The following is a 12,435-nucleotide window of genomic DNA, read 5'->3' as shown; positions in this document are numbered from 1 at the left end:
GCTGAAAAAACCCCTGCCAGATGGCGGGGGTTTTTTAGTTGGTGAAATTCATATGTATCTCGGGAAATAACATGCTTGGCCTGTTAAGCATGAGTTCCCTATTGAACAGTATGATATGTTTCAAAAACGGATAAGATGTAAGGTTTGGGCAATTGGCCTTATTTCTTCGCCTTGATCTTCCCTGTCCACATTTTGAAACCGCCTTTTAAGTGAAAAAGTTCCCTGTAGCCTTTTTTATATAGCATGGCTGCCGCTCTTCCGCTAATGATTTCACTTTGAGCATACAAGTATACAGGCTTGTCCTGCCTAATCTCCACTAAGCGGGTCTTCATTTGTGTCATAGGGATATTTCTTGCCCCTAAGATATGTCCATTATCAAAATCATTAGGTTCCCGTACGTCAATTAATTGAACTTTTCTGTAATTAGCGATAAATTCTTCCTGTGTTAAGGTTTTAACGATTTTACGTTGACGGAACCAATTAAATAGTGAATATGCAACGATGGCTACTATGATGATAATCAGTGTATATAAGATATCCAACCATAAAAACTCCCTTCTACCTAAACGAATACAGACAATGTCTATTATATAATTGGTTTCTCCAATAATCAAAAAAATTTTATAAATATTTGGTGGAATAGCTTACTTTCTTTTTTACGTTGCTAAACTCTGGTAAACTACTACTTGTGAGTTTTTTTAGAGGGTTTAATAAGCCTACGTGAAAAGAGGGGTAATCGTGACGAAAGAAAAATGGGGATTCATTGATTCAGGCAATTGTTCACCTGCTTATAATATGGCAATGGACGAAGCACTTTTGAATTGGCAGAGTAATGGGGAAATCCCTCCCATGATCCGGTTTTACGGGTGGAACCCGGCTACATTATCCATCGGGTATTTTCAAAGGGCTGAGACCGAAATCGATTTGGCGGAAGTTGAAAGGCAAGGCTTAGGTTTTGTCCGTAGGCCTACAGGCGGTCGGGCTGTTTTGCATGAACATGAACTCACCTATAGCGTCATTGTCCCAGAGTCTTATCCGGGAATGCCGAATACAGTGACCGAAGCATATCGGGTGATTTCTGAAGGAATATTGAAGGGGTTCAGAAACCTCGGACTGGATGCCTATTTCTCTGTGCCTGAAACTGAACAGGATAAAGAGATGCTGAAATCTCCAAAGTCCTCAGTTTGCTTTGATGCGCCAAGCTGGTATGAACTGGTGGTTGAGGGAAGGAAAGTTGCGGGCAGCGCACAAACGAGACAAAAAGGTGTTATCCTTCAGCATGGAGCCATCCTGCTTGAACTTGATGAGGAGAAGCTATTTAGTGTATTCAAGTTCTCCGATGATAAAGTAAAAGAGAAGATAAAAAACAATCTGAGAAACAAAGCAGTGGCCATCAATGACATTGCTGGTAGAAAAATAACTATTTCCGAGGCGAAGGTAGCCTTTGAAAACGGTTTTTCTGAGGGTCTGTCGATTGATTTGAAACCATATGTGCTGAGTGAAAAGCAATTACAGGAAGTGAAGGACATCGCCAAAAATAAATATGAAAGTGATGACTGGAATTTTTTGAGGTAGAAAAAGAGGGGAAGCGAGAGTCGGGAATAAATAAGTTTTTTCAGATTTGTGTGAACAAGCATGTATTCCTTGTAACGTCAGTGCTTTGAAAGAGGCGGGCAAAATGCAATGTTCAAATTCATTGAAATCTGTCTAATTTTTATTATAAATCGACATTTTCCTCCCTTTTACTAACTCAATTAATTGATTCACCGTTTGACAAAATTAAAAGACAATCAACCACAACACAATATATAGTGGTTAAAATAAATACTTAAACACTACATGTTGAATTTTGTGTTTCGCTATGATAAATTTAGTGTAACTTGTTAAGCGAAACGGACATGTAGGTTACATATTGATTTTTGCAACAAGAACGGATCTGAAACATGTAAAGGAGAGGGAATTATGTCGGTTGTAATTAAAGAAGCTTTAAAGGTTGATCTAGAAAGGTTGAATAAAGATATATCTTTATTTCCCCAAGTTCATCCTGTAACGGCTGATATGAAAATGATGCATAAGGGCGTGTCCCGTCTAGTTATGCTTGACCGTTATTCTTTTAAGGATACTGAAAAAATCACACTCTCTGCTGGCGATTTTGTAGTATTGACAATTAAAGAAGATCCGAAATTTCCTGCACGTGGTCTTGGCCATATCGTCGAAATAGATTGGGAATCGAAAAAGGCAAAGGTTTTAGTGGATGAAGAGTTCCGCGGAGTGCTGGATAATCCGGAAGAAGTGGAAACAGGAATCATTAATCGGCCGCTTGATATCATCGAAAAGCCGCTTGAAATATATTACGAGCAAATTGCCAAGCGTAATGCAACTGGTTTGGCTTCAGTGGAAACGACTGAAGAAAAAAGAACGGAATGGTTCAATAAATTTTATGAAGAATTAAAGGACCTTAATTTCGTGCCGGCCGGCCGGGTATTATATGGCGCTGGTTCTAACACGGATGTAACGTACTTTAATTGTTATGTCATGCCGTTTGTACCAGATTCACGCGAAGGGATTTCCGAGCATAGAAAGCAAGTCATGGAGATCATGAGCCGTGGTGGTGGAGTCGGTACGAATGGCTCTACTCTCCGTCCAAGAAACACCCTTGCGAAAGGGGTCAATGGCAAGTCTTCAGGTTCTGTTTCATGGCTTGATGATATAGCGAAATTGACTCATTTGGTTGAACAGGGTGGAAGTAGACGCGGTGCCCAAATGATCATGCTTACTGATTGGCATCCAGATATTGCGGAGTTCATTATTTCAAAAATGCAAAACCCAAGGATTCTTCGTTACCTAATGGAGAACACAAAAGATGAAACCATAAAGAAATATGCATCGGATAAATTGAAGTTCACACCGCATACCGAACAAGAAACGGCGATGTACCAAGGAATCATTAATTATAAAGAGATTCCGGGTCTAGGTGGATTCAGTGAAAAAATCATTAGGGATGCTGAAGAAAAAGTTCGCGTAGGCGGAACGTATAGCGTCCACAATCCGGACTTTTTGACTGGTGCCAATATCTCAATCTGCTTAACCAAAGAGTTCATGGAAGCCGTCGAAAAAGATACGGAGTATGAGTTGCGCTTCCCTGATGTCGAAAGCTACGACGCGGAAGAAATGGCGATTTATAATGATGAGTGGCACAATGTAGGAGACGTACGCGAGTGGGAAAAAATGGGCCATAAAGTCCGGGTTTACCGTAAGATCCGTGCTAAGGAGCTTTGGAACCTGATTAACATTTGTGCGACGTACTCAGCAGAACCGGGAATATTCTTTATTGATAATGCCAATGAGATGACGAATGCAAAAGCTTATGGACAGCAAGTCGTTGCTACGAATCCATGTGGTGAACAGCCATTGGCTCCATTTTCAGTGTGTAACCTGGCAGCGGTCAATTTAGCTGAGATGGCGGATAAAGATAATAAGACCGTTAACTTCGAAAAACTTAAGAAAACAGTTGAAGTGGGCGTGCGGATGCAAGATAACGTCATTGATGCAACCCCTTATTTCCTAGAGGAAAACAAAAAACAAGCACTCGGCGAGAGACGGGTTGGATTAGGTGTCATGGGACTGCATGATTTGCTAATTTATTGTGAAACCGAGTATGGATCAGAAGAAGGAAAAATCCTGGTGGACAAAGTGTTTGAAACGATTGCTACGTCTGCTTACAGGGCTTCGGTTGAACTTGCAAAAGAAAAAGGCAGCTTCCCGTTCCTGAAGGGAACGTCGGATGAAGAAACGAATGAGCTTAGAACGCGCTTCACGAATACTGGATTCATGAAGAAGATGCCTGAGGATATTCGTACAAGCATTGCCGAGCACGGTATCCGGAACTCCCATTTATTGACCGTGGCTCCTACGGGCAGCACAGGTACGATGGTAGGCGTTTCGACAGGTCTTGAACCATACTTCTCGTTCACATATTTCCGTAGCGGACGTTTAGGGAAATTCATTGAAGTCAAAGCGGACATCGTTCAGGAATACTTGGATCGTCATCCTGAAGCCGATCCTGATAACCTTCCTGAATGGTTTATTTCGGCGATGGAATTGGCTCCTGAAGCCCATGCGGATGTTCAATGCATCATTCAACGTTGGATTGATAGCTCAATCAGTAAAACGGTTAACGCCCCAAAAGGGTATACCGTCGAGCAGGTCCAAAAAGTGTACGAGCGCTTATATAAAGGCGGCGCAAAAGGTGGAACGGTTTATGTAGATGGAAGCCGTGACAGCCAGGTTCTTACATTAAAAGCTGAAGAAAACCAAATGGAACAGCAGCTTGAAATGGATGGCTTAACAGATGTGGAAGAAAAGAAAAAAGTCGTTCTGGTTGATACCATCAATGAACTGCGTTCGACTAATGTAACGATAGGTTCGGAAGTGGGTAACACGTGTCCAGTTTGCCGTAAGGGTGAAGTCCAGGAAATGGGCGGATGCAATACTTGTACGAATTGTGGTGCCCAATTGAAGTGCGGGCTTTAAACCAGTAATGAAAAGATGTATCGTTCATAAAAAAACAGCCCTTTGGATTAAGATAGTCCAAAGGGCTGTTTTTTAATGTCTAGAGGATTTCAGTGTGATTTCAAGTAGAGGAATGTTCTATTATTGAAAACCTTTTTATGGATTCCTTAAATAAATATCCCCTATCAATTTTACTAAGTAATATTGATAGGGGATATTATATTTATGCATTGGGCTCTTCTATTTCTTCTTTCAATTCTTTAAACCATTTTAAGTTCACTTGATGATGAGAACGAGAATTTTCGTTCATGCGGCGAAAATAATCGATTTTACCAGGAAATTCTTTTGTGATGGCTAGATAATCATCGAGGAGAGCAATTCGAGCTTCAGTCTGGTCAATTTGTGCTTGAATTAATTTTAATAATTTATATTTATCGAAATCATCTGCGAAGAGTAACGCCACATAGCATTTTAAGTTGACATATTCGGATTTAGTTCCAAACTTCACCATTAATTTTTCGAATTCTTCCATTCCTGAATTTGTGATAATAAAACGATGGATTTCGCGCCCATTGCTTGAAATTGTTTGATGAACTTGTTCAATCAAGCCTTTTTCCTCAAGTTGTTGTAAGTTGTAATAAAATGAACCCTTCGTAAAGTTAACGATATACTTATAATGTCGTTTTTCCATTAAAGTTAGTAGTTCGTAGCCATGCGCTCCAGGATTTTGGATCAGCAGGCCAAGTATAAGCAAGGGGATTATGATTGCATCACCTTCATCATTTTTGCTTCAAATTCAGCGTATGTGATTTTGCTTAAAGCCATATTCATACTATAAATATAAATTTGTTCTGTTTTTGAATAGTCAGTATTGGTTTTTAATGATTGTTCTTCATTCGAAAGAGGTGTTAGGACATCGCACTTTTTCGAAAATGCCTCGTAGTAGCGATAACCAAATTTTCGTTGCGAAACAGCGTCCAAATGAATACCGTCCGGATTGGCTGTTAAGCCTTCTGCCGTTACAAAGTAACAGTTTTGCTGAGTATGAGCAAATCGGAGTAACTGTTCATTAACTTGTTGAGACTCTGTTGCGTATTTTCCAAAACCTATTTTCCCTAAAAAGTCACCAAGTCCACCAATGATTAAAGGGACATCTTCAAGTTCTAATTCTTTTCTTAAAGTATCAATAATCAGGACCAATTTCTCATAATATGTTTCATGAAGAGCATGGTTGCTATCACTTTCGCCTTGGTGCCAAAGAATACCGCAGATTTCACTAGACTCAAGCGCAAATCGAGCTTCAGATAAAGCATGTTTAAAAAGGGTACCTTCTGGATGCCAATCATTTAAAGAACTGCCGCCTTCCGCACAAGGAATTAAGCCAATTTCATCATCAGGATTGACTTTCGACCATTCCTCTGCAAAAGATGCTGCGAGACTTACACCAGCAACAGGACGATCGTAATTAATCGGTTCGGCCATCATTTGCCATTGACCATTGCGTAGCATTTTTATTTTTTCATTATAGATAGGATCTATTTCATGCAAGAATCCACGTCCTGCCATATTTGATTGACCTAACATTAAAAAAGATTTTGTCATTTAATTTTCACGCCTTTGTATAATATAGTCTAATTAGACTTTCATCATTATATAGTCTAATTAGACTATCGTCAATTTGTTTGTCTACAAGGAACTTTTACTAACGAAAAATATAGAATCCCATCATGCTGATTACTTTATATGTCATACTTAAACTTATTAAAAAGCTACAAAAAGTCGTTGAGGTAAGCTAAGGAGCTTTCCTCGACGACTTTTTGTGTTATTCCCTATTAGCACGTCTTAACCCTTTTTTTGGAAAACGTCTTTATGAAGTATTTTCAGTTTTATGGTTAGACTATTCATTATCAACATTAATGAGGTGCTTGAATGGAAAACCAGAAAGGTAATAGTAAGGTTAGCGTGTGGTGTATTGTAAGCATGGCTTCGATTCCTCTCGTTATGACCCTGGGGAATTCAATGCTTATACCCGTACTACCGGTTTTTGAAGAGAAAGTGAATATCACTTCATTTCAATCGAGTATGATAATCACCAGTTATTCGGTCGCGTCCATCTTTCTTATCCCCGTGGCGGGTTACTTATCTGATCGCATAGGAAGAAAAAAAGTCATACTACCAAGTCTAATATTAGCTTTAATTGGAGGATTGATTGCAGGGTTCGCATCCTGGAAAATGGACAGTCCATATACCTGGATAATCATTGGGCGGATCCTTCAAGGGATTGGAGCATCTGGGGCGTCACCGATTATTCTTCCGTTAGTGGGGGACCTTTATAAGGATGACGATGAAAAGACCAGCTCGACGCTTGGCATCATCGAAACGTCAAATACGTTCGGCAAAGTTTTAAGTCCGATTTTAGGATCTTTGTTTGCAGCTGTCCTTTGGTTCCTTCCGTTCTTTTCCATTTCCTTTTTTAGCCTGATCTCAATCATTTTCGTATTCTTTTGCATCAAGGTTCCAAAAAATGAAGATGAGCCTCTTAAGTTCAAGGAATTCTTAAAAAAAACGAAGGCTACCTTTAAGAAAGAAGGAAAATGGCTGTCCGTAGTCTTCATATTGGGTGTTTTCGTCATGCTCATTCTTTTTGCGGTGCTATTTTTCTTATCGGATAATCTGGAGAAATTGCATCATCTAAAAGGAGTGAAAAAAGGCTTTATATTGGCTATCCCTTTATTATTCCTGTGTATCTCCTCTTATATAGCGGGAAGGAAAATCAAAGGAAGCATTCCTTTGATGAGAAAGATCATTTTGGTCAGTTTAATACTGATGTCGGCAAGCGTGGCATTTGTAGGATATACAAAGGACAAACTCGTGATCATGCTCATTCTAGTGAGTATATTGGGGATTGCCATTGGGGCGCTACTTCCAACATTGGATGCGCTCATCACTGAGAATATCGAAAAGGAACAACGAGGAACCATCTCGTCTTTTTATAGCGCGGCCAGGTTTATCGGTGTCGCGGCAGGACCACCGCTCATGTCTGTGTTAATGAAAAATCATTTAAACATGAGTTATATTATTTCCGCCGTGATTGGTCTCATCTTGCTATTCCTCGTCTTTAAAATCATTAATAAAAAAACATTGAAACCGGACGACAAGAAAGCCGAATCCTAAAGGAATCGGCTTTCTCTTTGTTGTATCTGTCAGTTGTTTTCCATTTGTTGGAAGATTTCTTTTTCGGCCAGCTCAAGATTTGCACTTCTTAAAATGGAGTACTTGTCGACAGAGTCTCCAGGGATACGCTGTGAAGTTGGATTTTCATTAACTGTGACAGTCATTTCTTTATTTTCGGTTACTTTTCGGAATGCATTTTGCTTCTTTGACATATTGCATCTCCTTTCCATTATTTACAGAATAAAAACCATCATGAGGATTTTAGAAGTGGCAAAAGCTATCCTTATATATAGGTTGTCTAGTTTAACTAAAACTATGACCGGATCGGTCAATGAATGGAGATGGATATGAAACCCTTTATCCCACAGCTTGTTTATATCGAACCACGGACCCTTGAATACCCCTTAGGAAGAGAACTGAAAAAGAAGTTTGAGGACATGGGTATCGAAATCCGTGAAACGACCTCTCATAATCAAATTCGGGACTTACCCGGAGATAATGATTTTCAAAAGTATCGTGTAGCTAAATCCACACTGGTTGTAGGTATCAGAAAGACATTGAAATTCGATACCTCTAAACCTTCGGCCGAGTATGCCATTCCTTTGGCCACAGGCTGTATGGGGCACTGTCATTATTGCTATTTACAGACAACGCTTGGTACCAAACCATATATAAGGACCTATGTTAATCTGGATGAGATTTTTGAGGCTGCAGAAAACTACATGAACGAAAGAAAACCAGAAATTACCCGTTTCGAGGCCGCTTGTACATCTGACATCGTCGGCATTGACCATTTGACACATTCATTAAAACGGGCTATCGAATACTTTGGCAAAAGTGAATATGGTGTGCTTCGGTTTGTAACCAAATTTCATCATGTCGATCATCTCTTGGATGCAAAGCATAATGGTAAGACAAGATTCAGGTTCAGCATCAATTCAAGGTATGTGATCAAGAATTTTGAACCTGGTACCTCAAGCTTTGACGAGAGGATAGAGGCAGCACGAAAAGTGGCGGGTGCGGGCTACCCATTAGGATTCATCGTCGCTCCCATTTATAGGCATGAAGATTGGCAGGGAGGGTATTATGAACTTTTCCAACGATTGAGCGAGGGCTTAAAAGGAGTCGACATACCGGATTTAACGTTTGAATTAATACAACACCGCTTTACGGGGCCTGCTAAAAGAGTGATTCAAAAAAATTATCCCAAAACAAAGTTGGAACTGGATGAAACCAAACGGAAATATAAATGGGGCCGTTATGGAATCGGTAAATACGTTTATCAAAATGAAGAAGCAAAAGAGTTGGAAACGACAATTAGAGAGTATATAGAGGAGTTTTTTCCGAAAGCTGTAGTTCAGTACTTTACTTAAAGAGAAAAGTTTCGCCAAAACAGTCATAATAAGCCCTGCTCCTGCTTAAAAATGAATAGACCGGGTGGGGAGGGCAGCTATGATCATTGACGGCGTATTTTCCGGAGGCGGGATAAAAGGCTATGGATTATTGGGTGGATTCCAAGAGTTGGAGGAACGTGGATTTACATTTCATAGAACTGCAGGAACAAGTGCGGGTTCTATTATAGCTGCCTTCATAGCAGCTGGGTATACAGGGGAAGAAATGGAGAAACTCTTTATTGATATAAACCTATCTGGTTTATTGGATAGGAGACACGGTCTTATACCGATTCCTTTTGCAAAATGGCTTTTAGTTTATTGGAAATTGGGATTATACAAGGGGGAGGCATTAGAAAAATGGGTAGCTCAAAAACTGGCTATCAGAAATGTGGTTACCTTCAAAGATCTTCCCCCTCAATCTCTTCGCATAATCGCTTCGGATATCACAAATGGGAAGTTGGTCGTCCTACCTGATGATTTGAAGAACTATGGGATTGACCCTCATACTTTTTCAGTGGCTAAAGCGGTAAGGATGAGCTGTAGCATTCCCTATTTTTTTGAACCAGTCAAGCTGAATGTAGGGAAAAGTACGGCCCTATTCGTTGATGGAGGAGTATTGAGCAACTTCCCCATGTGGTTATTCAATTCTGAACATGTACGAAAGGAACGACCCGTCATCGGTTTGCGATTGAGTGCGGATGAAATATGGAAGCCACATGAGGTAGGAAACGCAGTGGAGTTATTCTCGGCCCTGTTCAAAACGATGAAGGATGCTCACGATGCACGTTATATATCCAAAAAACATGTTAACAACATCGTGTTTATTCCGATGAAGGGGATTTCCGCGATGGATTTCAATATGAATGATGAGATGAAGGGGGAATTAATAGAACGTGGACGAATTTACACAAGGGAGTTTTTAAAACGATGGACTTATTAAAAAGAAAAAAATCGGGCTCCTAAAATGAGGCCCGATTTTTCTTTTTATTTTTTTTTCCTTCAATGACCGTCAAGTGACTCTCCGTTTTCTTACGTGCTAAACCTTTCTTGGACGTTTTCGCTGCCGAAAAGCTAGCCACATTATCCTTTTTCGAAGTTTTGCTCTTTAGCCGCTTTTTCGACTGACGTGCAGCCTTACGAAATGCCTGTTGCTCTTTTTTCACTGGCTTACTCTTTGTTAATCCGGTGTAGATCATATAAATAATCCCAGCGACCGTGGCAATAATCAGAATATTCTTTAGGAGTCCGATTGGGTCAGTAACCATTCTGCTTATCAGTCCGAAGACTCCGAGGGCGATGATTCCGTATATCAAAATAGATATGAAACGTTTCAACAAAGACACCTCCTTAAGAGCATCATAAGCATTTTTAGCTTATTTTAAACATTATCCATTCAAAATATTCCCAAAAAATAAAGAGGGAGTAATACTTATCATATTATTCCGAAAGTCAGTTATAAGTGTTTTACACAATAACATCCGAGTCTAAACCTTCCTCCGTACTTTTTTCCATCTTTAAGAGCTCATTGAAGGAAGCGAGTGCAACCTCGACCTGATCGTCTGAAGGGGATTTTGTGGTTAACAATTGAAGCCAAAGACCAGGATATCCAAGGTAACGAAGAACAGGAATATCTCTCACTTTATTCGTCAACTGCAATACCTCAAAAGCTATGCCTAGGACAACAGGGATAAGTAAAACGCGATCCACGACACGGAGCCAAAGAGGATCGGTCGGGACGAGAAGGTACACAAACATGCCGACAATGACAGTAAATAGAATAAAGCTACTGCCGCAACGGTAATGAAGCCTTGAACTTGCCTGGACATTGGCCACATTCAATTCTTTGCCACTTTCAAAGCAATTAATCACTTTATGCTCTGCCCCATGATATTGGAACACGCGCTTGATTAATGGGGTCATGGATACTACGTAAATATATACGAGCAGTAGTATCAATTTAAATAAACTTTCCACTAGGATCTGGGCCAGGTGACTAGAGAAAATGGGTCTTGTCAATTCTGCAAGGAAAACGGGAACGAGGGTGAACAGCAATTTCCCGAATAGGAATGATAGAACACCGATAACAGCCACACTTAACCATACACTAAACCTTGAAGACTCCTTGACTTCTTTTTTCTTTTCTACTTTGGTTCCTTCAGCTTCCTCTTCATACTGTTCTGTGGAAAAATTAAGATGTTTAGAGCCATTTGCACTTGATTGTATAAGGGCAACGATTCCCCGTACAAATGGGATTTTTTTTAGCCGATTCATCACAGGCTTTGATTCTCGTGGTAAATGGTAATACACGATCGTTGAATCCTTGCGACGGACAGCGGTGACTGTGTGATGCTTGCCGCCAAACATGACGCCTTCCACGACAGCCTGCCCTCCATAAACGGGTTTTTGAACCTCAGACATTTCTACACCAACCTAAATAGTTTTTCACGTAGCTCTCTCATGGATGCTAACATGTATAGCCTAAAATATGTTCAGGTTTTTATAAATCGACCTTTCATCAATCTATTGATGATGAGCGGGGAACTTATTCCTAAACACGAACATAAATGAACCATCTCAGGAAGAAACATTCTTATACATATAAACTTCAACATTGAATGGATATTATCCTTTGAGAAAAGTACATTATTTATGAGTTAATCATACAGAATAATAACAAAAACCTCTAGTAAATCTACCCTCGAAGGCCCAAAAAAGAAAATATTCCTATTTAAGAAAGGACATACTATATATCGGAGGTGTTTAAGGTGTCTACAAATGAAACAGGTAATCATCAGCAAGAGAATAAAAGTTTGTTGCTTGCCAATGTATTTGCCATTGGTATTTTTGGGGGAATCTTTGCTAGTTTAGCCGGAGTGGCGGCACATTATTTTAAGTTTATGGAGTTTAGTCCGAAATTCATCTTAACTTCCTGGTCGGATATGTCCTGGATTGACCGTTGGCAGGGAACGATGATGACTTTGCTAGTGTTCGGAATCCTCTCCATTGGTGTTGCTTTCATATATTATGGGCTTTTTAAAAAAATTAAAAGCATTTTTGCTGGTCTGATTTATGGTGTGATTTGTTGGGCATTACTGGTTTTTGTTTTCAAGCCAATGTTTTCAGATTTGCCCGCTGTTTCGAAGATGTCATCCAATTCCATCATAACCAGTGTTTGCATTTTTATATTATACGGTCTTTTTGTAGGATATTCTATATCCTATGACCATCAGGAATATCTGCGTCAAAAAGAAATCGCTGAAAATCAATCGGGAAGCTGATCGGGCCGTTTGTAAAAAAGTAGTAAGACAATTTGTAATTATGATAGAATATTCATGGAAAGCATTATTTAACCATG

General features: G+C 39.8%; 12 protein-coding genes. 6 read left to right on the top strand and 6 right to left on the bottom strand.

The genetic code is table 11. The annotated features are described in order from the left end of the window. Nucleotides 1–158: 158 nt before the first annotated feature. Entirely contained in the window at nt 159–542 is a 384-nt protein-coding gene (locus tag AC503W_RS12815; RefSeq protein WP_402869458.1) for a rhodanese-like domain-containing protein, read from the bottom strand. Nucleotides 543–738: 196 nt separating this feature from the next. Between AC503W_RS12815 and AC503W_RS12810 the strand changes: the two genes are divergently transcribed. Next, nucleotides 739–1,575, top strand: coding sequence for a lipoate--protein ligase family protein (locus AC503W_RS12810; RefSeq protein ID WP_403079315.1), 837 nt, complete (start codon nt 739–741; stop codon nt 1,573–1,575). Nucleotides 1,576–1,962: 387 nt separating this feature from the next. Beyond that, nucleotides 1,963–4,533 carry a vitamin B12-dependent ribonucleotide reductase gene (locus AC503W_RS12805; RefSeq protein WP_402869454.1) on the top strand — a complete coding sequence of 857 codons (2,571 nt, stop codon included), beginning with the start codon at nt 1,963–1,965 and terminating at the stop codon, nt 4,531–4,533. A 202-nt stretch (nt 4,534–4,735) separates the two neighbouring features. Here the strand turns inward: AC503W_RS12805 and AC503W_RS12800 are convergent, their stop codons facing one another. Together AC503W_RS12800 and AC503W_RS12795 are read right to left on the bottom strand one after the other, a co-directional pair. Next, nucleotides 4,736–5,275 (bottom strand): PadR family transcriptional regulator, encoded by a 540-nt coding sequence (locus AC503W_RS12800; protein ID WP_494917345.1) that lies wholly within the window; start codon nt 5,273–5,275, stop codon nt 4,736–4,738. Continuing rightward, nucleotides 5,272–6,114: a sialate O-acetylesterase gene (locus AC503W_RS12795; RefSeq protein ID WP_494914361.1), complete on the bottom strand. Its 843-nt coding sequence runs from the start codon at nt 6,112–6,114 to the stop codon at nt 5,272–5,274. Before AC503W_RS12795 ends, AC503W_RS12800 begins: the two co-directional genes overlap by 4 nt. A gap of 327 nt (nt 6,115–6,441) precedes the next feature. On the opposite strand from AC503W_RS12795, the gene AC503W_RS12790 reads away from it, so the two are divergent. After that, on the top strand, nt 6,442–7,686 hold the full coding sequence (locus tag AC503W_RS12790) for an MFS transporter (RefSeq protein WP_403079318.1): 1,245 nt from the start codon (nt 6,442–6,444) through the stop codon (nt 7,684–7,686). Between the two features lie 29 nt (nt 7,687–7,715). Here the strand turns inward: AC503W_RS12790 and AC503W_RS12785 are convergent, their stop codons facing one another. Next, complete coding sequence (locus AC503W_RS12785; RefSeq protein ID WP_407408362.1) at nt 7,716–7,898, bottom strand: hypothetical protein; 183 nt, start codon at nt 7,896–7,898, stop codon at nt 7,716–7,718. A gap of 135 nt (nt 7,899–8,033) precedes the next feature. Here AC503W_RS12785 and splB point away from each other — a divergent pair, with 135 nt between their 5' ends. Continuing rightward, nucleotides 8,034–9,059, top strand: a complete 1,026-nt coding sequence (gene splB / locus AC503W_RS12780; protein ID WP_494914358.1) for a spore photoproduct lyase — start codon at nt 8,034–8,036, stop codon at nt 9,057–9,059. 79 nt (nt 9,060–9,138) lie between these two features. Beyond that, a complete protein-coding gene (locus tag AC503W_RS12775; RefSeq protein ID WP_402869446.1) occupies nt 9,139–10,020 on the top strand; it encodes a patatin-like phospholipase family protein in 882 nt (293 codons plus the stop codon). A gap of 19 nt (nt 10,021–10,039) precedes the next feature. Here AC503W_RS12775 and AC503W_RS12770 read toward each other — a convergent pair whose 3' ends face one another. Both AC503W_RS12770 and AC503W_RS12765 read right to left on the bottom strand, forming a co-directional pair. After that, the gene (locus AC503W_RS12770) at nt 10,040–10,414 is read right to left on the bottom strand and encodes an SA1362 family protein (protein WP_494914354.1); all 375 of its coding nucleotides are present in this window, start codon (nt 10,412–10,414) and stop codon (nt 10,040–10,042) included. 130 nt (nt 10,415–10,544) lie between these two features. Then, nucleotides 10,545–11,498: a DUF1385 domain-containing protein gene (locus tag AC503W_RS12765; RefSeq protein WP_402986208.1), complete on the bottom strand. Its 954-nt coding sequence runs from the start codon at nt 11,496–11,498 to the stop codon at nt 10,545–10,547. A gap of 347 nt (nt 11,499–11,845) precedes the next feature. On the opposite strand from AC503W_RS12765, the gene AC503W_RS12760 reads away from it, so the two are divergent. Further along, on the top strand, nt 11,846–12,358 hold the full coding sequence (locus AC503W_RS12760) for a YqhR family membrane protein (protein ID WP_494914352.1): 513 nt from the start codon (nt 11,846–11,848) through the stop codon (nt 12,356–12,358). The last annotated feature ends 77 nt before the right edge of the window (nt 12,359–12,435 follow it).

This window comes from Peribacillus suis, from assembly GCF_059384845.1.
The sequence above is the reverse complement of the archived record's forward strand: the minus strand, read 5'-3'. Positions and strand labels throughout refer to the sequence as shown.

Excerpts from the sequence above, each read along its gene's own strand:
- AC503W_RS12805 (WP_402869454.1), top strand. The coding sequence starts at position 1,963 with ATGTCGGTTGTAATTAAAGAAGCTTTAAAGGTTGATCTAGAAAGGTTG.
- AC503W_RS12775 (WP_402869446.1), top strand. The coding sequence starts at position 9,139 with ATGATCATTGACGGCGTATTTTCCGGAGGCGGGATAAAAGGCTATGGA.
- AC503W_RS12795 (WP_494914361.1), bottom strand. The coding sequence starts at position 6,114 with ATGACAAAATCTTTTTTAATGTTAGGTCAATCAAATATGGCAGGACGT.
- AC503W_RS12765 (WP_402986208.1), bottom strand. The coding sequence starts at position 11,498 with ATGTCTGAGGTTCAAAAACCCGTTTATGGAGGGCAGGCTGTCGTGGAA.
- AC503W_RS12785 (WP_407408362.1), bottom strand. The coding sequence starts at position 7,898 with ATGTCAAAGAAGCAAAATGCATTCCGAAAAGTAACCGAAAATAAAGAA.
- splB (WP_494914358.1), top strand. The coding sequence starts at position 8,034 with ATGAAACCCTTTATCCCACAGCTTGTTTATATCGAACCACGGACCCTT.
- AC503W_RS12790 (WP_403079318.1), top strand. The coding sequence starts at position 6,442 with ATGGAAAACCAGAAAGGTAATAGTAAGGTTAGCGTGTGGTGTATTGTA.